We start from the raw sequence: 22,218 nt of genomic DNA on the forward strand, positions 1-22,218 counted from the left end.
AAAACTTATAGCTTTATAGCCATGCTTTTTGATTTTTATATTTTGAACTTTTGGGTGATAATGAATTCCTAAACTTCTACATAACCCGTATGCTATGCTTACGCACGCAATTAATTTTTTGAGCTTAGTAATTGATTGTAAATGTGTACTTTCCAAGTTAAATCCTCGTCCTTTAAACGACTGAGAAACAGTTTCTATCGTCCAGCGTTTTCGATAAAGTTGTCCCATAAATTCAGCGTTTACGGTTCCTATTAAAAACAACAAATGATACAACACTTGTAATTTCTTTGCTGAGCCGTTGGTTCATAGGAAGTGATGTGTTTTTAAAGTTTGGTCGCTACAAAAATCTCACTTCCTTTTATTTTTAACAATTTTAGCTGGGTCGAGTACCCATTACCTTTAATTATATTAATAAAGTTGATACAGTCTTAGTTAGATAGACCCTTCACATAAAAATATGTTTTTTACTTCGGTAATGGTAAGTAAACAGAGTCTTATGTTAAATGAAAAATAAAAATTTAATTTTCCCAACCTTAGGGTTTGTAGGAATATTGATCTTTAAATTTGTAATAGAGCCAATAGCTATAAAGTCTGCAAACGATACATTTATTAATGACTCCTATTTGTACCTACTTATTTCAAAGCCAAATGAAGATGAAGGAGACAAAGGGACTTATACATATCAATGTTTAGATTTAGACAAAAAATCACATTGGTATAAAAAAAGATTCGATCCCGAAATAAGTGGTAGAAAATTATATAATGCAGTAATAGTAGGAGATACCATCCAGAAGGACAAAGGGTCACCATTTATATTGCTTAAAAGAAAGAAATTAATATTAAACATACCTGCTGATGACTTTAATAGAGATGTAGATACAGTTTCGGTTAGATAGATACTGTAATGAAAGCCAGTACTAGCTGGGGGGAAGCTTACAATTCTATTGCTGGAATCGAGGATAAAATCCTTAGAAAATTTGAGTGCTGGCTTGGAAGCCAGCACTAGTGGGCAGGACAATACACTCGGAAATTTATCAGCACCGTAGGTGCGACAGTTTGGTAGCAAAGATTTAATAAGAGAGAATTAAAAAGCGCCGTAGGTGCGACAGAATATGGTTTGTTTTCTGTCGCACCTATGGCGCTTAAATGATTATAATTCATAACGATAATACTACCAAACTTTCGCTTCTGTGTCGCTTCATCAATATAAATTTATCCTAGTAAACTATTTTCAAATGATTTAATTTTTTGAAATTAGGATAGAATCCTTAGAAAATTTGAGTACTGGCTAGGAAGCCAGCACTAGCGAGGATAGATTACTAGTTCAAGACTTCGTCTTGAACTCATTTTTTTATACAGTTTGAAACTGAAGCAAAAGTTAGTCCGAGACTAAGTCTCGAACTAGTCAATAATGCAATCTTATTTTGTTTATCTGTCGTACCTTGGCGCTTTATCAATATAAATCCATCCTTGAGATTTATATGCAAATGATTCAACTTTGTGAAATTAGGATAGAATCCTTAGAAAATTGAGTACTGGCTTGGAAGCCAGCACTAGCGGGAATCCTTAGAAAATGTGAGTGCTAAGTTGGAAACAAATGATTGCAGCGGAAAACTATTCAATCAATTTATTCACTTTTTCAACAAGCTTATCTATTCTACCAAGTATGAAATTATCAAAATCCAAATCTAATGATGTTGCAGGGCATAATGCACTTTCCAATATATCGTCAATGGATGTCACCGGTAAAAGGTCTTTATACAAATTTGGAGCTTTGTCTTTTATACGTTGATTATCCGCGTTATTTAAAAAACAAAAGTTAGCTAAACAGTTTATTTTTTTTCGATCAACCCCTAATCTCTCCAAATATTTTTTCGGAAATATATGATGAAATTCATTTCTATTTACTGTTTTTAATACATCTCCTAATCTAACATTAGCTCCGGAAATAAATGACTTTGGATTGCTATTTGCCAACATTAATACAAAAGTTTTAGTATTTACAGTTCCAACATTAAAAATACTTTCAGAAAAATATTGTCTATCTATTATGCAACTAAACTCAGCAATCAAGGTATTTTCATCTCCTGCGAGAGCTTTCATTAGTGAAATATCTGTTTTATGCCTATCTTGAATAGCGGAATTATAACGTCTTGCAAAGTTTGACTTCCAAAACCATTTAATTAGCTGCTTTCTTTGAATATCATTGTAAGCCTTTCCACTTACTCTATCAGTAGCAAAAAATGTAGATAGAGACACAATCATTGATGGATACGGCAGCCAATCCAGTGATTCAACTTTTAATTGGTCTTTTAAAAATTCAATTGCACCTTTTATCCCACTTCTAATCCTTTCGAAATTAGCTCTAACTTCCTCTCCTGTTAAACTCATTATTACCGCAGGTGAAGTTTCACCACGAATTATTCCACTACAACATTTCAATTGCAAATCTTTATCTTGAGCTAAATTACCGAATCCATACGGTTTCAGTTCTTCAGCTAATTCAGAAAACTCCTCCTGTAAATCAAAGTTAGCACTCCAACTCCATGCAGTCAAAAGTTGATATGTGTTTAATGGTGTACCTGCTCTGTTTATTCTCTCAAACACAATTGCGATGCTTTCTTTACTATCTGTTTCAAATTCTTGTGCAGGTAACGAATACTCTTGAAACCTTTGCTGAACTCTCAAAATTATATCTCTTCTTGCTTGGTCAAGCTTACTTACTTCTCCGTAAAACTTTCCTGCATCAAAAATCACAGACATTGGAAAATGCTGATTTTCAACTACTTCAAAATTTGATAGGGCTACAAACTTACTTTCTTGTATATCATCGCTTGCGTCAAAATCAAAATAAATATCAAGCCATTCATAATTATTTGAAGGTAATAGCTCGGTTTGAAAGACACTAAACAATGATGTTAGTCTTTGTTGTCCATCTAAGACATAATACACAGGATGCTCTTTTCTTGGATCAGGAATTGTAAAATTGCCCAACTCTTTCTCCGATTCAAGTCTTGTACTTGTTTTCCATAAAAAAACTGTCCCAATTGGGAAATTCTTATAAATACTATCTAAAAGAAAACTAACTTGTTGTGGTGTCCATACCCAATCTCTTTGAAACGCAGGTATTCTAATTTCTCCAGAAATTACTCTGTCAATTACCCTTCTTATTGTTAATGATTCTGCCATTATACTTTAACTGTTATTGAACGAACATATTCTTATCCAAAAACTCATCTTTTATAAACCCAATCTACTCAATTATGTAGATTTTTCACAAAAAAAGTGCTACAAAATCTCCTTTCAAAAAACTGAAAGATTCCCGAAGGGAGATTCTATAGCACTTTAATTTATATTTAGCCAGAGGCTAAGGGTCGGTTACCGACTTCTTATTTCACTTCTTCAAATGGAACGTCTTCTGCTTGTGAAGAACCACCACCTGCATTAGCTGATTGACCTGCATCGCCAGTTGGTTGAGCTGCGTCACCACCTTGAGCGTACATTTCTTGAGATGCTGCCATCCAAGCGTTGTTCAATTTTTCTAATGAAGCATCGATAGAAGCAATATCACGTGAAGCGTGTGCTGTACGTAATTCTGCCAAAGCACCTTCAATTGCAGTTTTGTTACCTTCTGAAAGTTTTTCACCGTACTCTTTCAATTGTTTTTCTGTTTGGAAAATCAATGAGTCTGCTTGGTTAACTTTCTCGATTTTTTCTTTTTCTGCTTTATCTGCTGCCTCGTTTGCTTTCGCTTCTTGACGCATTCTTTCGATTTCTGCATCTGTCAAACCGCTTGATGCTTCGATACGGATATTGTTTTCTTTACCTGTACCTTTATCTTTCGCTGATACATGCAAGATACCGTTGGCATCGATATCGAAAATTACTTCGATTTGAGGAACACCACGTGGTGCTGGTGGAATACCGTCTAAGTGGAAACGACCTAATGAACGGTTGTTAGCTGCCATTGGACGCTCACCTTGTAAGATATTCAATTCCACAGATGGCTGGCTATCAGATGCCGTTGAGAATACCTCAGACTTACGAGTTGGGATTGTAGTGTTTGCTTCAATCAATTTAGTGAACACGCCACCCATAGTCTCGATACCTAATGACAAAGGAATAACGTCTAGCAACAATACATCTTTTACTTCACCTGTCAATACACCACCTTGTACTGCTGCACCGATTGCTACTGCTTCGTCAGGGTTAACGCCTTTAGATGCTTTCTTACCCCAGAATTTCTCTACTTCTTCAACTACACGTGGGATACGAGTCGAACCACCTACCAAGATAACTTCATCGATATCAGAGTTGCTGTAGCCAGAGTTTTTCATAGCACGACGGCAAGGCTCCAACATTCTTTGAATCAAAGTATCAGCCAATTGCTCAAATTTAGCACGTGACAATGAACGTACTAAGTGCTTAGGCATACCATTTACTGGGAAGATATATGGCAAGTTGATTTCTGTAGATGCTCCAGACGACAACTCGATTTTAGCTTTTTCAGCTGCTTCTTTCAAACGTTGCAATGCCATTGGGTCTTGACGCAAATCAACACCTTCGTCATTTTTAAATTCGTCTGCCAACCAGTTGATGATTACTTGGTCGAAGTCATCACCACCTAAGTGAGTATCACCGTCGGTTGATTTTACTTCGAATACACCGTCACCTAATTCCAAAATTGAAATATCGAAAGTACCACCACCAAGGTCAAATACTGCGATTTTCATATCTTTACCACCTTTGTCCAAACCGTAAGCCAAAGCAGCAGCAGTTGGTTCGTTGATGATACGTTTTACTTCCAAACCAGCGATTGCACCAGCTTCTTTTGTAGCCTGACGCTCAGCATCGTTGAAGTATGCAGGAACTGTAATAACCGCTTCAGTAACAGTTTGACCTAAATAATCTTCAGCAGTTTGCTTCATTTTAGTCAAAATCTGCGCTGAGATTTCTTGAGGCGTATATAAACGGTCACCGATACGTACACGTGGCGTATCGTTTGAACCTTGTTCTACTGTGTAAGCAATTGTTTTAAGCTCGCTACCTACTTCAGAATAGCGCTTACCCATAAAACGTTTGATAGATGAAATTGTGTTTGTTGGATTTGTAATTGCCTGACGTTTTGCTGGATCTCCTACTTTACGTTCTCCGTTTCCGTTATCCAAAAATGCTACGATTGAAGGTGTAGTACGACGACCTTCTGAGTTGGCGATTACGACTGGCTCGTTACCTTCCATAACTGCAACACAAGAGTTGGTTGTGCCTAAGTCAATACCGATAATTTTTCCCATTGCTAGAGTGAATTAATTATTGTTAAATATCTTGTTTTCTTTTTAGGTCAAATGTTAAGATTGGTTTATTCCACCGTTCGGACTGTGCCTTTCATATCTTTTTTTCATCTGACGACGTAAAGTATTTAACAATCTTAATGCCAACCGAAAATTTAGTTAATTTTGCTGACAATCTGTCAGTATGCCAAAATAGCCCATTTTTAATGTCTGACAAAAGATTAGGCACTATGACAGGAATGGCAGATTCTTCGGAGTGATGAGTTTTGAGTTTTGAGTAGGTTTAAAAAAATTCTGATTTGGGATTGCTGATTTCGGAGATAAAGAAAAATACCTTTGTTTTTACAAAAAGAAGAAGATTGCACTTCCGATATCTGAAATAAATGGTTTTTATAATCCTTTGTGCAATACAAATTTGGGATAGCTGTTTAACGATGTAGACGCAACCCTTGCGGTTGCCATTCCAAATGTAGCAACCGCAAGGGTTGCGTCTACATCCTCAAAAACAAAAAAGACACTCAAAGTGTATTTAATGAAATGTAGTTTTAGAACTAAAAGCTTGAAAGAATAATGATTTTTTTTAGTCGGTGAATAAATTCACCGACTAAAAAAAACGAATACGCCACTTTTTAAATAACAAATACACAAATAACATGTAACACATATAAAGACCGTTAAGTAGAATTCCACCTACTATATACTTTTGCGAAAAATAGATTTCATCGTATTTATGCTCAAATTATTATTAGTGTTAGCTTGAATATTCATTATAGCTGGAAAATATATCTATAAACTGTTTATATTCTTCTGATTGTAATTTTATACAGATAACTGAGTAATCGTGCAAAAAAATATTTAATCAATTGAAAATGTAAGATATTGATAATTAAAATTTTACATTCACAATTCATAACTCACAATTCAGCACTAATACTTGATATACTGTTAACATTTTACTTCCATTAACTTATCTCGAAATGAAAATTTATATCCACACTTTACTCAACGATGCTGAAAAGCAATTATTAATCAACGCTTTACCTCCAGAAAAAGGTTATCAACTCAGTTTTGGTGATACGCTATTACCCGAAAATCGTAAAGAGACATTCTTGGAGGCAAGCGTATGCATGGGTAATGTACCCTTAGACTGGGCAGAGGAAAGCACAAAACTACAATGGCTACAGCTGCATTCTGCTGGCTTGGACCCCTATCAGCAATTATCACATAGTCGTTTCCCAATCACTCATCTCAAAGGTTTTTTTGGTCAGTCAGTGGCCGAAACTGCAGTAGCTGGTATCATGGCAGTATATCGTGGTATCGACCGATTGTCTGTGCTACAACCGCAAAAACAGTGGGTGGGTGGTAGTATTCGCCCTTCTTTACATTTATTATTCAGAAAAAAGGTCGGAATTTTAGGCAATGGAGCGATTGGTCAAACAGTAGCAAAAATCTTAAATGGTTTTGACTGTGATATTAAAATCTTTTCAAGAACTGCCATCGAAGGACAAGTTTGGTCTTGGTCGGACATTGGAGCTTATTTGCCTGAATTAGATATTTTAGTCGCCTGTTTGCCAGAAACTACCGAAACAATCGGTTTGATAGATGAAGCTTTTCTAAATCAAATGAAAAAGGAAGCGTTGTTTGTCAACGTAGGTCGTGGCTCGGCAGTGAACGAACCAGTATTAATTGAAAAGTTACAAGCTGGCGCCATCGCAGGGGCAGTGTTAGATGTTACAGCGGTAGAGCCACTTCCTCTAAATCATGTCTTATGGAGTATGCCAAACGTGCTTTTGACACAACACTCATCAGGGGGCTGGGCAGAAGAAAACGCCGATAAAGTCAAGGTATTTTTAAAAAATCTGAAAAGATTCGAAAATAATGAACCCTTAGAAAATATCGCAGATTTGGCGAAAGGATACTAGGGAGTGATGAGTTTGGAGTGCGGAGTTATCCGCATTCCAAACCCTGTAGAGACGTAATATTTTACGTCTCCAAACCTCATAGCTAACACCCAATCAATTACAAATTGTGTAGAAATATCTAAATTACTAGTTCAAGACTTAGTCTTGGACTTATTTTTTTAAGCAGTTTATAAACTGTAGAAAATGCTAGTCCGAGACAAAGTCTCGAACTAGGTATTGAAATCAACATCATATTCCTAATTTGGACATCAATTTTGCTCCCATGCTGTTTTTGTTAGAAATATATCGCACACTCGCACCAATATATGGCGCAGTGCCAGGATGATACGTTTGTAGATTTTCAACCGCTGAATTAAAGATTTTGTCCTGTCTGAAAGTAACTATTCCACCTTCTAATGAAAAATTGAATACCTTCAGTACATGTGCATTGGCTGAAACTGTAAACTTTACTTGCTGATAATTTTCCTTTCGAGCTAGCTTTTCTCCTGTACCCAACTCCTGAAAACCTCCGCTATAGCCTCCTAAAGCAATATTTCCTCCCAAATTAAACCATTCTGTTATTTTACGAGTACCAGTCACTTGGAAAGGCAAAATCCCAGAAATACGCCAATCTTCATTAATCCGTTTGTTGAAACCAAAAATCGGAATAATTTTAAATTTTTGATTGAACACCACCGCTGTGCCGTACATAATTTGGGTGTTTAGCCCCAAAACTCGTACACGAGCTGCACCTCCCCATAAAAAAGGTTGGGGCGAAAAAAATGTCTCATTAGATTCCGTGATGCCTAATCCACCTCCGTATAACCAAAATTTGTCTCGCAAACTTGCCTTCAATTGGAAAACTCCAGCCGAAAGAGTTTTATAACCGCCTGACGGAGTTTCTTTTCCAGAAATAGTGGGGTTTATCTGACTTAAATTTGCGACTAAAAAGGTATGCTTCGCCTGAATATCAAACTTTTTTCCAAAACCAATACCTACGTTAAAATCCGTAGAAAGTGGCACAAAACCAAGTGTTGAGGTTCGAGTAAGTCCAAAGTCTTTTCCATCGCCCATATTAGCTGACGGAATTGCTTCGGTTTTGATCGTAATATTAGGGTAAAATATTTGAGAGATTGAGTTGTTTTGGGCTTGGGCATATAATCCTAGCGCCATAAGAGAAATTGTAAAGCTGAATCTTTTGAACATATTATCAAAGGTTATATGCGGTTTTAACGAAAATACACCAAAAATAGTATGATAGTGATGCAACCCCTACTCGCACTGCTACGTCTATACGAGTATCTCATAAATCTATTCATTTACTAAATATCTTCTTATCATGAAAATCATTACTTACACCCTAGTCCTGTTGGCGAGTATTGCCTTATTTAGTTCTTGCAACCACTTCTCCAAATGCGAAGGTTATGCTTGTGTCTCTCCTCCCCCAATTCCTAGGTTTTCTATTTTTAATGCTTCTGGAAAAAACATTACAGATTCTACTAGTTTTTATATTCGAAGCGCTGGCGATGACACCAAGTATAAAGGTACTGTGGTAGCCACGCCTACAGCAGTTATTTACTGGGATATATTATTTACCAAAGCTGGCAATGGTGTCAAAGATTTTGAGCTGTATATTAATGATACCAAGTTAGGAAACCTCCTCTATGAAACCTCGGTGGTAAAATCAGAATGCTGTTCTAATTCGGTGATTAAAACCTTGAATTTCAATGGCAATTCTATATTGGCTTCTCAAAATCAATTTGGCGTTTACGAATTGAAATTAAAATGATTCAAAGATTTTTTTAGCTTTTCAAAAGAACTTTTTCGAATATTCAAAGGGATAAGAATAGGAAGTAATTCAAGCACTTATTTTTGTGTGATTGGGTAAACTTAACTTCAAATTTACCACTGCTTGAAGCGATAATTTGGTTCAAGCCATCACAATTCATACTTATTTTTATCCCTTATGAAATATAAAATGTTGGTATTGGACATGGACGACACTTTGTTGACCGATGACCACCGTATCTCAGAAAAGAATAAATCTGCCATAGCTCAAGCACAAGAAGCAGGCGTAAAAGTGGTTTTAGCCTCTGGTAGACCCACTCCTGCCATGTTGAGCTACGCCAAAGAACTAGGCTTGCATCAAAATAACTCTTATATCTTGGCTTACAATGGAGCCGTGATATTGGATATGACCACAGAAGAGGTACTTTTTGAACAAAGTATTAGCAAAGAAGATATCCATGCCTTGTATGATTTTAGCCAAGAAAACGGCGTGCATATCATTACGTATTTAGATGGAAATATTATTGCCTCCTCAGAATCGCCTTATATCGATATTGAAACCCATATTACTGGAATGCCTCTTATCAAAGTGGATGATTTTAAAAAGGCGGTAGACCGTGATTCTGTAAAATGTATTATGCTTGATGAGCCAGAGCGTTTGGTTGAAGTGATGGCAAAACTCAAGGCGCAGGTAAATCACAAAAGTATTACTACGTCGAAACCTTTCTTCTTAGAAATCATGCAATTGGGTATCGACAAAGCTGCGAGTTTGGATAGATTAGCTCAAAAATTAGGTATTTCATCCGACGAAATTATTGCTGTTGGGAATGCGAGCAACGACCTATCGATGATTCAATACGCTGGTTTGGGTGTTTGGGTCGACAATGTGGAAGATGCCCTACGTCATCATGCAGATGTCGTTGTTGCTTCGAATAATGAAGATGGTGTTGCCGAGGTAATTGAAAGATTTATTTTGGAAGAAACATTGGTGTAAATAAGATTTATTCTAACAAATGTTCATCAAAAAAATGAGTCAGTCCGAGTTTTTAGGATTGGGATCATTCTCCAAGTTTTTATCAAATATGAGTCATCCCTAATTTAGTGATTTAGCGAGTGATTATGTAAAAATTTGTATTCCACCTCTTAAGACGCAATCATTGCGTCTTAAGAGGTGGAATTCTGAAAAATAATATCGAAGCTGTTTAAACTTGGTTATTTTGAGGAAAAAAAGATGCTTGTATTAAGGCTTAACAGGTATTCAGTGTTACAATTTAACTAGATGTCCAGCTATTGACTGAAGATTCCTATTAGTGGATGAATTTATTCACTCGTGACAAAAAGATAAAATACAATTTTTATAATAATCACTCATTCACTCAATCTCAATTCACTCAATTAGGAATGCCCCATGCTTCCTATGGCATTTTTTTGAAGCCTTCCCATTTCACCTTCCATTGTCCGTTAGTAGGAAATGAGGTTTTACCTGTGGGTAAATCGTCTCTGCTACACATCATGGCTATCGTGGCTAGCAAACCGCCATTTCCTGGCAAATACAAGCGCAAACGTTCGTCTTGAAAGTTGTGACCATTTGGCAAATAGGTATTGGTTCTGATATTCATCATCAAGCCATCAACCGCTTTTTCTGGACGTCCTAGTCGTGCGGCAGTCATAGCGACCATCGGAAAATCCCAGCCCCATGTATCATGCCATTGCCATACATCCCAAACCTTGTCGAAAGTTCGTTGCATCGTTGACATATCGACCATTGGTGTTGGTGGAAGCATACCCAAAGCTCCCAAAACTGATGGGTGGTCTGTCAAAAACTTGGGATTAGTATAAGAATCCTGAGCCGATTCTGTAGCTAGATATACACCATCTTTTACTGGCAGTTTTGATAAATTTTGAAGGATTTTATCATACTTTTCATTAGGTTTCAAGCCCATGGCTTTGCGCCAATCTTGCGCAACTTTCAATGCCCAATGCCAATACACTAATTCGTAGGTAGGATTGAAAGTTTCTTCTGGATTAAATCGTTCTTGCGCTGGAATAAGCCCTTTGCCAAGGATATAGCGCTTGTTTTCTTCATCCCAATGCGGGTAAGATGCCATGAAATCTGCGGTGGCAAATACCAACTTACTGTATTTTTGCAAGGTAGCCTTGGTTGGTTTTTGACGACGAACCAGCTCTGCAAAATAGATAAAATGAGGTTGTTGCCAAATCAAAAATGCTCCTACAGAAGAGGGTGATTCTTCCCCTGCTGGATCAGTCATTTTTTGCCATCTTGCACCTTCGTAGCCCTGTCGTTTGGCTATGCCAACGGCATTAGGATATACTTTTGCATACCAATCCAAGCTTTTTTCTAGTAAATCAACTCTTCCCCATAAGGCAAAATGTATTCCGTGCCACCAGTGCATTTCGAGGTGAGGTTTTCCATACCATGAGTTATACGTCAAACCTGTTTCTTGAGGAGGCTGTTCGTTGGCACATTGTATTTTTGTGAGATACTGAGAAAGTACAATTCTTCTTTCCAATTCTTTTGCACGGACATCTGTACTTCCTTCAAAGTCAATGGCGCCACCACTGTTCCAGAAGTTTTTCCAAGCTAACAAATTACGTTGATTGATTGCTGAAAAGTTGCTTGTAGTTACAGGATTTTTTTCTGAAAAATTAGCCGAAAATTCCCACGAACCATCTTCAATTTTTGGTGTCAGAATAAACTCATGAGTCTTATTTTGGATGATAGTACCCTTTTTACTCCAGTCAAATCTAACGAAATATTGGTCTGCATCTAACTGATGCTTGATAATCGCTGATTGAGTTTGAGAAGAAACAATGGCAGACTGATGCTGGTCTGGATTTTTGTAGTTAGTGCCGCTATCCAAAAATTGATTACTTGGAAATGGAAATTTCAAGAAAACCTGAATTTGCCCTGTTTTCAATAAATTTGATTGAATATTTACTGAAACAACATCTTGATTAGGGTCGCAAATAGTCACTACCGTTACGGGCTGACTTTCCAAAGAAAAACGACTGGTGATTTGTCCTGTGTATGGATTTAATTGCTGGTTTTGAACGACAATATCCGTGATTTGGGCAGTACTGCCGTCTTTTTTCTTGAAAATAAATCCAAGATTTCCAAGTTGTAAGCGATGTGGATTTTCTCTATAATAATCGATAGCTTCTTTACTTTTAGCATTTTTTGCACCTTGCACGCTATAAGTAACCTTTCGTCCATTGAGATTATATTCCTTTAATGTTTCCTCAAATTTGACATTTTCTTTATTTGGAAAAGAATGCCAACCCCAAACAGATTGCGTCCCGAGCGGTACACCGTTGGTATAATAATTGGGAAAACTCTGAAGACCTGTAGCGTCGACAGTAAAGGCAAATCGACCATTTCCGACTGATAGTGAGGCTAATGTGTCAAATGAAGCAACAGAAACCGTGTGTCGTTCGACAACAGCTTTGCGATTGATTTTCTGTGCATAAGAAGAGAGGTAAGTCATTCCTAGTAAACCTAGGAGTAATAATTGTTTTTTCATCATCCTTCAATATTAGATCTAGTTTTTCTCAAAAGAGCGTTTTACTAGATTTATACTGAAAGAGGGGTTAGGGGTGAGGGGGAGTTAAAAGATAATCTTAATAGAAAATATCGCCGAATGCCAATAGCTGATAGCCTAAACCCTAACCCCTGACCCCTCATAACCTATTTCGCTTCCTTATTTTTGACAAAATTATCAACCCATTTCATCAAAATAACAGAAATAATCATACTTGCGATTACGGTATATCCCAACCAATCATAGCGTTCTAAATGCCCATCTGGAGCTTTTACAACAATTGCACCTGCCAACAAGGAAGCCAAGCCACCCGAAATTTGCTGAATAGATGAGTTAACACTCATAAAAGCGCCCCTATCTTCAAGGTTTGGCACCGAAGTCATTAAGGCAGAAGCCGAAATCATACGAGAAGAAATCCCTGCGAACATAATCACATTGATAACCATAATGATTTGTAGGGGAGTTGTTCCAAGATTACAGAAAATACCCACTAATAATGAGCTGATTAATGAGCCAATGACAAACATATTGTATTTGCCAAAACGGTCGCTTAACTTACCAATCATTGGGCCGAAAAATAGTGCTGCAACGCCAGTAACTGCATATAATACAGGGAGTTGTTCGAGCGTAAGTCCTAGGTTTTTTGTGCTAAATGCACTACCAAATGGCATTAACATAAAGCCGCCTGTCGCTAGTAAAACGGTACTTGAAAAGGCTCTTAAATAATTAGGTTTTGATACCGTATGGAATAGGTGTACAAAAGGGTTGCCATCTTTTTGATAAGCTAAATGTTGTGTTAGAGGCTGCATTTTTAGCAAAATAATAATACCAACTAGAACGCCTACCATCACAATCATCCAAAAAGGAGCATGCCAATCAAACATATTAGCAAGTTGCAATCCAATAGGCAAACCTAATACCTGACTCGCCGCAAATGACATTTGCACAAATCCCATAACACGCCCACGAACTTCAGGTTTGAAAATATCAGAGATAACGGCAACCGATACGGAGCCAATTACACCGCCAAAAATACCTGTAAAAATACGAGCAGTCATCAATAACTCATACGTTGGAGCCATCGCACAAAAGGCAGTACCAATTAAAAAGCCAACGTAGAAAAATAAAAGAAACTTTTTACGGTCAAACTTATCGGCAAAACCCGCTGCTAACAACCCTGAAGCACCAGCGCTAAAGGCATAGGCCGAAACCACCAAACCAAATTGTTGAGGAGTAATATGAAGTTCTGGCATGAGGATAGCACCTAAAGGAGATAATACCATAAAGTCCAGAACGACAGTGAATTGAATAAAAGATAAAACCGCTATCATAAATTTTTGATAGGGTGTAAAGATTTGTGTTTGTTCCATGGAGATAGATAATTTTATAAAGAGAAATATTAGGGTTTAAGAGATTTGATGACTTGATTAAAAGTCATTCGCATGATTTCCTCCGTAAGCACGAATGGTTCGCCTGCCATATTATGACCATCTTGGGCAAAATGAATTAATTGATAGAGAGGAGCAAATGCCAATGTCCAGAAAACTTCTTTGGGTAAAGGGATTAATTCACCTTTTTCAATAGCTCTTTTCAAGAATTTGGTCATATTGTTTCTAAATTCTTGAAAGTACTCATCCCCAAGTTTTTTCTTGTAAGGTGAGTTTCTGAATTGCTCGATAAACGCGGCAGCTATTGGATTTTCAAGTACATATTTCGCACGATTTTTCCATTGCATCCATAGACCATCCTCAAAACTTGCTTCGTAATCAAATCCTTCAAAAGTAACCACATGAATCTTTAGACCGACTTCAATACCTAATTGTACAATTAGATCTTCCTTATTTTGGAAATAGATATACAATGTAGCGGGAGAGACATTGGCAGCCTTGGCAAGTTTGTGCATACTAAAACCATTAAAGCCTTCTTCAACCAATAGCTCAAGGGCTTTTGTTCTGACCAATTGTTCTTTTTGTTCATCTCTTAATCTCATAGTACAAATATAAATGAACATTTGTTTATTTATAAATTTAAATGACAAATTTTCATATACATCCTAACATCAGCTTCAAATTGCTCCCTTATTTTGATTAAAACCATTCCGTTCTAATAGATTTTTGTATTTTTCCTGCTCATTTTCATTTTATCGTAAATTCCTATTTAAATACATTTCTATGATTCATTCTTTGGTTGCTGGATGCTTTACTATATTGGCGTTTATAGTTCTTATAAATCCTCCTGCACACAATACAAAAGCAAAATATTGGTTTAGCGGATTTCTGCTATGTGTGGGTTTAGGCTTGGCAGAAAGAGATTTGTACCAACAAAATCCTGATTTTGTCGTTGTAAGTGAATGTAGTCGTTTCTTAATTGCCCCTTTTTTATACTTTAGCATTGTTTATTTCACCAAACCGAAATTCGTGTTTTCAATTTATAGTTCCCTTCATTTTATTCCATTTGTCATCTTTAGTTTTTTTGCCATTGTCTTTTTGATTCAACATGAATATCCTCTTAGTTTGCCTAAGCCAATAAGTAGATACTTTGGTCTTTTTCTATCACTTTCTCTAAAGCTTCAGATTTTAATTTATTGGGTTTATTCCTTCTTGTTATTAAAAAAACATAGAAAAAATGTTCAGTTGTTTTCTACTGAAACGAACCAAGTAAATCTCAATTGGCTAATGAATTTGTTGTATATAATTTTAGTCATTATTGTGATAGCTATATTAAGTGTAGGATTTAGCCATTTGCTCATATTTCCTTATCTACCAATCATTTACTGTTTATGCTCAGGATTTATCGCTTACTATATTATTCCTCAGAAAGAAATCTATCCATTTCCAGAAACGGTTAAAACCGAAATTCAAGAAATTATTGAAGTTACATCGTCCAAAAAAAGCCCGATAGCCCGTTTAAGTGAAGCTGAAATGGCATTTTTGAAAACGAAGTTGGAGTTAATAATGGAGCAAGATAAACCGTATCTCCAAAGTGATATTAACTTATTCCAACTAGCCGAATACCTTAATATTTCTACCCATGACCTATCTTTTTTACTCAATACAGGGTTATCCATCAATTTCAATGATTATATCAATAATTATAGAATCAATGAAGCTAAAAGGCTTTTGAAATCTCCTAAACATACCCATTTAAGTATTGAAGGTATTGGCTATGAATCGGGATTTAGTTCGAAATCATCGTTTTTTACTAGCTTCAAAAAGATTGTTGGGTTATCTCCTTTAGCATTCAAGAAAGTTGATATGCCATAAAAGTTTGATTTTTTGGTTCAAATGGATAATTCTGAACTCTGAGTTGAGGTGTTGTCGATAGTTTTGACAAACTAAACTTTTAAAGAATATGCATTTTATCCAAAAAATCATGCTATCTATTATTTCAGGATTGGTAGTAGCAAAAGTATTAAGTCGAATCGGACTAGCTTGTTTTAAATTTGTCCCATCTTCCATTATCATTTCTATAAGCATTATTTTTCTACTTTTTTATGTATTTTATTTCATTAGAAAGGCTAAAAAAGAGTTGGACTTCGGTAAGCTTTATAAGCTCCAACTCGCTATGCTGTGTGGTGCCGTTGCCTTTGACTTGATTACTTTTGGTTGGCAAAAAATTTATCATCTACAATTTATTGTTCCTTTGGGTATGCTAGACTTGCCCTTTACAGAAATCGATGATGTTTCATTGATGTGGGCATTTTTTGGACATTCATATCCCTTCACCGTTACGATTGGTCTTCTCCAAATGCTGGGCTCGTTTTTACTACTTTTTTCCAAAACCAGACTTCTCGGTGTTTTTATGCTGTTACCCATTCTTGTGACTATTTTAAATATTGACATTTTCTATCATCTAGACATGGGTGTAATTCTTCATGCCCTCATATTAATTATAGCATTGCTTTATTTGGGTTTTCAAGATTTTGAACAGCTACAAAATTTCTTTTTTAATCAAAAATTGAAAACATCTGATTTGCTAGAACTAAGACAGACTATCAAGACAGGGATTCGTGTGGGAATCCTATTTTTACCTTTGGTCTTCGTTTTATTGAGATTACCCATCGATAAAAATCCACAGTTGACTGGGAAATATCAAGTGCAAAAAATCAAAATGAATGATGTGAATACAACAGCAAAATCACCTTATGATAGCACTTTAACAAGAGTATATTTTGACATAGGAAATGATATTGTATTTGATTTTAATACAACAGAAAGAAGATATATAGGAACTTATCAATTGAAAAATAATCAGATAGAAGCCAAATGGCATTATCCTAGCAAGGACTTACCAATATTTAGAGGTAAAATTAGCTTAGCAAGTAATCAAATTCTACTGGTAGGAAAAATGGGAAAAGATTCATTAGAAATACACTTAAAACCTTTTAAACCTTAGGTGCATACTCCAGTTAGCATTTAAAAGCCCCCAAAACGTTGTTGAAAATCCATTTTCAACAATGTTTTGGGGGCTTCATGAATAATTTTGCCCTCCGCTTCTTACAATTTTTCCCTTTCATATTAATATTTCGAGTAAAAAATTACGGCTTGCTGGCTTTCATGATTAAAATCTCCCAAACATAATAATCCTATTTTAATCATGAATGAAAAAAAAGACAATGGAATGAGTCGCAGAGGCTTTCTCGACCTATCCATTAAATCAACCTTAGCAACTACTGCTGTCATTTCAGGCTTTCCGACAATTGTTCCCGCTTCTGTTTTTGGCAAAAATGCACCTAGCAATCGCATTACCATTGGTGCAATCGGTACTGGTCGTATCTCACGTGGACATGATATGCCTGGGGTTTGGAAGTTTGATAATGCACAAATTATTGCCGTTTGTGATGTAGATAGCAACCGTGCTAAACTCGCCAAAGATTTGGTGGTTGATACCTATTCAAAGAAAAATGGAAAACCTTACGATGGTGTAAATGTTTACACTGATTATCGTGAATTGCTCAATAACAAAGATATTGACGCTGTTTTGGTGAGTACGCCTGACCATTGGCATGCGCCAATCGTTATTAGTTCAGTGCGTGCAGGTAAAGATGTTTATATGCAAAAGCCTGCTTCCTTGACTATTGCAGAGGGTAGAGCCATGGCAGATGCCGTAAAACAAACCAAGAGAATTGTACAAGTAGGTAGCCAACAACGTTCGAGTTGGCAGTTTAGATACGCTGCCGAATTGGTAAGAAATGGCAGAATTGGCGAACTAAAAACCGTGTACGTTGGACTTCCTGGTGACCCAGGTGGAGAGGTGGAACCTCAAATGCCAATTCCAGTAAATCTAAATTATGATATGTGGTTGGGCACAACGCCAGACGTTTATTATACCGAAAAACGTGTGCATCCACAGGTAGGTTTTGACCGTCCGGGTTGGTTGCGTTGTGAGCAGTTTGGGGCTGGGATGATTACAGGATGGGGTTCACACCATATTGACTGCGCACACTGGGCTATGAATATGGAGCATTCTGGACCTGTAGAAGTATGGGGACGGGCTGATTTTCCGAAAAGCGGTTTGTGGGATGTTCACGGTATTTTTAGAACTGAAGCCATGTATGCGAATGGGGTGAAAATGGTAGTTACCAACGAAATCGCCAACGGTATTCGATTCGAGGGAACGGAAGGTTGGATTTTCGTCTCTCGTGGCGATGCCTCTGTAACTGCTTCAGATCCTATTGCCAAACAACAAGCTGCTAAAGCAATCGATGCGAGTAATCCAAAAATTTTGGAATCGGTGATTGGTCCAAATGAGATCCATTTGACAGAAAGTAAAGACCATCATGGCAACTGGTTGGAAAGTGTGATTTCAAGAAAAGACCCAATCGCTCCAGCTGAAATCGGTCACCGCTCATGTAGCGCTTGTTTGTTGCACCATGCAGCCATGAAACTCAAACGTCGTTTGTATTGGGATCCTAAAAAGGAGAAATTCCTTAACGACCCCGAGGCTAATACTTTATTGTCAAGACCTCAAAGAGCCGCTTACGCAGTGAGATAATGTAGGGACGCAGGGTTGCTGGAGATAACTCCAGCAACGGCGTAATCACTGAAAAACATTTATATAAAATTCTCAAAGATGAAAAAAAGATATTTGCTTGCCGCTTTTTTAATGGCTGGATTTTCTAAAACATTTGCGCAAAAAACAGAGCAGATCAAACTCATTACCCTCGACCCGGGTCATTTTCACGCAGCTTTGGTGCAAAAAAATATGTTTCCCAATGTTAGTTCTGAGGTGAAAGTTTATGCACCGCAAGGGAAAGACCTTGATATGCATTTGGCTCGTATCAACGGCTATAATACCCGTGCCCAAAACCCTACTGCTTGGAAGGAAATTCTTTATACTTCACCAGATTTTTTTGAAAAAATGGTTCAAGAAAAAGCGGGTAATGTGGTGGTAATGGCAGGAAATAACAAAAAGAAAACGGAGTATATCAAAAAAGCCATTGATGCAGGATTTAATGTTTTGGCGGATAAACCAATGGTAATCGACCCTCAAAACTTTGATATGTTGAAAGCCGCATTTGAGTCTGCCAAGAAACAGGGTGTGTTGCTATATGACATCATGACTGAGCGCTCAGAGATTACCACGATGCTTCAAAGAGAGTTTTCGATGGATGCTTCGGTTTTTGGAACGCTACAGAAAGGAACGCCTGATAATCCTGCGGTAACTAAAGAAAGTGTTCACCATTTTTGGAAATATGTTTCTGGAAGTGTGCTCACTCGTCCAGCTTGGTTTATGGATGTGGCGCAGCAGGGTGAAGGTATCGTGGATGTCAATACTCACTTGGTGGATTTGATTCAATGGGAATGTTTTCCTGAACAAATTATTGATTATAAAAAGGAAATTAAAGTGAATAGTGCCAAACGTTGGGCGACCGATATGACTTTAGCCCAGTTTAAGGACATTACTCAACTCGAACAGTTTCCTGATTATTTGAAAAAAGATGTAAAAGGAGATGTATTAAAGGTTTATTCAAACGGCGAAATCAATTACACCATCAGAGGAGTACATGCCAAAGCTTCTGTAACATGGGCTTACAAAGCACCTGAGGGCGGTGGCGATACGCATTACTCGATTATGAGAGGCACCAAATCAAATTTGGTGATTCGTCAGGGGGCTGAGCAAAAATATCAACCTGTTTTGTATATCGAGCCTGCGAAAAATGTCCCTGATTTTGAACAAAAATTGACAAAAGCGGTCGAAAAAGTTGCTCAAAAATTCCCAGGAATCAGTATCCAAAAAAATGAGAAAGGATGGGAGCTTGTCATTCCAGATAAATACAAAGATGGTCATGAAGCCCATTTCGGTTTGGTAGCACAACGCTATATGCAATACTTAAAGGACGGTAAATTGCCTGTTTGGGAAGTACCTAATATGTTAGCTAAATATTATACAACTACAGAGGCGTTGAAACTTGCCCAAAAATCTAAATAATTTTAGTAAAAATCCCCTAATAAATATCATAATCATGCAGAATAATAGAAGAGAATTTATAAGAAATACATTCGGTACAGCCGCTGGGATTGTGCTCGCAAATCAGGTTGCCACTGCAACAAATCCCTCAAGTGCTGAACCAACTTTCGCAGAACCAAGAATCAAGTTTGCGGTGATTGGGATGAATCATGGGCATATATATGGTCAAGTGGAGGCAGTTATCCGTGGAGGAGGACAGTTGGTGGCTTTCTATGCCAAAGAGGCAGATTTGTTAGCCGCTTTTGCCAAACGCTATCCTAACGCTAAACAGGCAAGTTCCGAAGCTGAGATTTTAAATGATAAGTCTATTCATTTGGTACTAAGCTCTGCAATTGCCAATGAGCGCGCACCTTTGGGGATTCGTGTCATGAAATCTGGGAAAGATTTTATGTCTGATAAGCCAGGTATTACGACCCTTGAGCAATTAGCGGAAGTTCGCAAAGTACAGAAAGAAACCAAAAGGATTTATTCGATTTTGTTTAGCGAACGTTTGGAAAATAAGGCAACTGTAAAAGCTGGCGAATTAGTAAAAGCAGGTGCTATTGGTCGTGTGATTCAAACTATTGGTATGGGTCCACACCGTATTAGCTTGTCAACTCGCCCTGCGTGGTTCTTCAATAAAGAACAATTTGGTGGAATTCTTTGTGATATTGCTTCACACCAATTTGACCAATTTTTATTCTTTACAGGTTCGACAAAAGCCGAAATTGTAACCTCACAAGTTGGCAATGTAAACCATCCTCAGTATCCTAACTTCGAAGATTTTGGTGATGTTATGGTAAAAGGCGATAAAGGAACAGGCTATGTTCGTGTAGACTGGTTTTCGCCAGATGGACTCAAAACTTGGGGTGATGGTCGCTTGACTATCCTAGGAACCGAAGGATATATTGAAATTCGTAAAAATATTGATATTGCTGGAAAAGAAGGTGGAAACCATTTGTTCTTGGTCAATAACAAAGAAACTGTACATATCGATTGCAACGATGTGGAATTACCTTATGGTCGTCTTTTGGTAGACGATGTGGTGAATCGTACTGAAACTGCCATGTCACAAGAACACTGTTTCTTGACTTCTGAGCTTGCTATAAAAGCACAGAAATATGCTAAACAGTTGAGTATTTAGTTGAAATAATAAAGGTTCAAAGGCACAAAGTGGTTAAGGGTTTTGGATAAAAACTCAATCATTTTGTGCCTTTTTTATTGCTATTTACTTTGAGACTTGGATAAATAATAAATACCTAGTTCAAGACTAAGTCTTGGACTCATTTTTTAACAGTTTTGAAACTGACGCAATAACTATTAAACTCAAGAATTAGTTATTGGGAAGTTTTCCAAATTATCAGCGTGTGTTACAATATTAAAGCTTAAAAAGTAAAATGTATTTTTCAAAGAATTAATAAAATAGTTTAAATATCGCTTCCTTGCCTTATCTTTGTGGCAATTCCCTCCAAATCATTCTTTTGCTTCAAGAAAATACACCTTTTTTAAGGATAAAATCACCTTCTTCTATTTAACTTGTGAAAAATGAAATATAAACTTTCAAAGAATATTTAAAATCAATTAGGGATTTTGCTGACTTGTTTGACTATACAGTAATATACCCTGAATCGAATCTATGAAATATAATAAGTTAACGGATGAACAATTGGTTAACCTCATTATCGAGGATAACAAGTATGCCTTTGAGGAGGTGTATCACCGTTATTGGTACAAGCTTTTTGGTGTAGCATATCACGAAATTGGAACTCGCGAAGAGGCCGAAGAACTCGTTCACGACTTATTCGAAAGCCTTTGGAATCGTCGGCATCAGCTCAACATCCGCATGTTGAGCGCCTATCTGGTTGTGTCCATCAAGCACCTGAGTACTAATTATATCAAGTCTCAAATTACCAACCGCAAGTTTCAAGAGTATCTTATTTTCAACGAAATAAGACAATCTCATGCAACAGAGGAAGTAGTTCATTTCTCCGAACTATCCGACGCTGTGGAGGAGGCAATGAAAAAGCTTCCAGAAAAAACTTGTGAGGTGTTTAGGATGAGTCGTTTCGAAAATCAATCTGTGAAGGAGATTGCAGTTCAATTGAATTTGTCAGAAAAGGCTGTAGAATATCATATTACAAAATCCCTCAAATTGTTGAGAGAAAACCTAAAAGCATATCAGCAAACATAATCTAAATCTGTTTGGAAGACACCTAGTGTTATTTCATA

16 protein-coding genes and 1 pseudogene are annotated in these 22,218 nt (G+C 37.0%); 10 read left to right on the top strand and 7 right to left on the bottom strand.

The features are described 5' to 3' along the window. A pseudogene (locus GVN22_RS22515) lies at positions 1-228 on the bottom strand (IS4 family transposase); the annotation flags it as partial. Between the two features lie 275 nt (positions 229-503). Between GVN22_RS22515 and GVN22_RS22520 the strand changes: the two are divergent. Beyond that, entirely contained in the window at positions 504-896 is a 393-nt protein-coding gene (locus GVN22_RS22520; protein WP_166553266.1) for a hypothetical protein, read from the top strand. A 718-nt stretch (positions 897-1,614) separates the two neighbouring features. On the opposite strand, the gene GVN22_RS22525 is transcribed toward GVN22_RS22520, so the two are convergent. Together GVN22_RS22525 and dnaK are read right to left on the bottom strand one after the other, a co-directional pair. Beyond that, positions 1,615-3,189: a DUF262 domain-containing protein gene (locus GVN22_RS22525; protein ID WP_166553267.1), complete on the bottom strand. Its 1,575-nt coding sequence runs from the start codon at positions 3,187-3,189 to the stop codon at positions 1,615-1,617. Between the two features lie 200 nt (positions 3,190-3,389). Next, the gene (gene dnaK, locus GVN22_RS22530) at positions 3,390-5,294 is read right to left on the bottom strand and encodes a molecular chaperone DnaK (protein ID WP_166553268.1); all 1,905 of its coding nucleotides are present in this window, start codon (positions 5,292-5,294) and stop codon (positions 3,390-3,392) included. Between the two features lie 974 nt (positions 5,295-6,268). On the opposite strand from dnaK, the gene GVN22_RS22535 reads away from it, so the two are divergent. Continuing rightward, positions 6,269-7,213: a D-2-hydroxyacid dehydrogenase gene (locus GVN22_RS22535; protein WP_166553269.1), complete on the top strand. Its 945-nt coding sequence runs from the start codon at positions 6,269-6,271 to the stop codon at positions 7,211-7,213. Positions 7,214-7,441: 228 nt separating this feature from the next. On the opposite strand, the gene GVN22_RS22540 is transcribed toward GVN22_RS22535, so the two are convergent. After that, the gene (locus tag GVN22_RS22540) at positions 7,442-8,398 is read right to left on the bottom strand and encodes a hypothetical protein (protein WP_166553270.1); all 957 of its coding nucleotides are present in this window, start codon (positions 8,396-8,398) and stop codon (positions 7,442-7,444) included. A gap of 133 nt (positions 8,399-8,531) precedes the next feature. Between GVN22_RS22540 and GVN22_RS22545 the strand changes: the two genes are divergently transcribed. Then, positions 8,532-8,981: a hypothetical protein gene (locus GVN22_RS22545; RefSeq protein ID WP_166553271.1), complete on the top strand. Its 450-nt coding sequence runs from the start codon at positions 8,532-8,534 to the stop codon at positions 8,979-8,981. A 177-nt stretch (positions 8,982-9,158) separates the two neighbouring features. Then, entirely contained in the window at positions 9,159-9,974 is an 816-nt protein-coding gene (locus GVN22_RS22550) for a Cof-type HAD-IIB family hydrolase (protein ID WP_166553272.1), read from the top strand. A 421-nt stretch (positions 9,975-10,395) separates the two neighbouring features. Here the strand turns inward: GVN22_RS22550 and GVN22_RS22555 are convergent, their stop codons facing one another. The 3 genes from GVN22_RS22555 to GVN22_RS22565 form a co-directional block, all read right to left on the bottom strand. Beyond that, on the bottom strand, positions 10,396-12,525 hold the full coding sequence (locus GVN22_RS22555; protein ID WP_166553273.1) for a hypothetical protein: 2,130 nt from the start codon (positions 12,523-12,525) through the stop codon (positions 10,396-10,398). Positions 12,526-12,686: 161 nt separating this feature from the next. Then, positions 12,687-13,910 carry an MFS transporter gene (locus tag GVN22_RS22560; RefSeq protein ID WP_166553274.1) on the bottom strand — a complete coding sequence of 408 codons (1,224 nt, stop codon included), beginning with the start codon at positions 13,908-13,910 and terminating at the stop codon, positions 12,687-12,689. A gap of 29 nt (positions 13,911-13,939) precedes the next feature. Next, positions 13,940-14,530 carry a TetR/AcrR family transcriptional regulator gene (locus GVN22_RS22565; RefSeq protein ID WP_166553275.1) on the bottom strand — a complete coding sequence of 197 codons (591 nt, stop codon included), beginning with the start codon at positions 14,528-14,530 and terminating at the stop codon, positions 13,940-13,942. 181 nt (positions 14,531-14,711) lie between these two features. On the opposite strand from GVN22_RS22565, the gene GVN22_RS22570 reads away from it, so the two are divergent. The 6 genes from GVN22_RS22570 (at position 14,712) to GVN22_RS22595 (ending at position 22,180) form a co-directional block, all read left to right on the top strand. After that, positions 14,712-15,803 (top strand): helix-turn-helix domain-containing protein, encoded by a 1,092-nt coding sequence (locus GVN22_RS22570; RefSeq protein ID WP_166553276.1) that lies wholly within the window; start codon positions 14,712-14,714, stop codon positions 15,801-15,803. 88 nt (positions 15,804-15,891) lie between these two features. Then, entirely contained in the window at positions 15,892-16,935 is a 1,044-nt protein-coding gene (locus GVN22_RS22575; protein WP_166553277.1) for a hypothetical protein, read from the top strand. A gap of 201 nt (positions 16,936-17,136) precedes the next feature. Then, positions 17,137-18,534 (top strand): Gfo/Idh/MocA family protein, encoded by a 1,398-nt coding sequence (locus GVN22_RS22580; protein WP_166553278.1) that lies wholly within the window; start codon positions 17,137-17,139, stop codon positions 18,532-18,534. A 78-nt stretch (positions 18,535-18,612) separates the two neighbouring features. Continuing rightward, on the top strand, positions 18,613-19,971 hold the full coding sequence (locus GVN22_RS22585; RefSeq protein ID WP_166553279.1) for a putative oxidoreductase C-terminal domain-containing protein: 1,359 nt from the start codon (positions 18,613-18,615) through the stop codon (positions 19,969-19,971). A 34-nt stretch (positions 19,972-20,005) separates the two neighbouring features. Further along, positions 20,006-21,133 (top strand): Gfo/Idh/MocA family protein, encoded by a 1,128-nt coding sequence (locus GVN22_RS22590; RefSeq protein WP_166553280.1) that lies wholly within the window; start codon positions 20,006-20,008, stop codon positions 21,131-21,133. 492 nt (positions 21,134-21,625) lie between these two features. Next, entirely contained in the window at positions 21,626-22,180 is a 555-nt protein-coding gene (locus GVN22_RS22595; protein WP_166553281.1) for an RNA polymerase sigma-70 factor, read from the top strand. Positions 22,181-22,218 lie beyond the last annotated feature (38 nt).

This window comes from Cellulophaga sp. BC115SP (assembly GCF_009905545.1).
In the GTDB taxonomy this organism is placed as follows: Bacteria; Bacteroidota; Bacteroidia; order Cytophagales; family Spirosomataceae; genus Flectobacillus; species Flectobacillus rivi.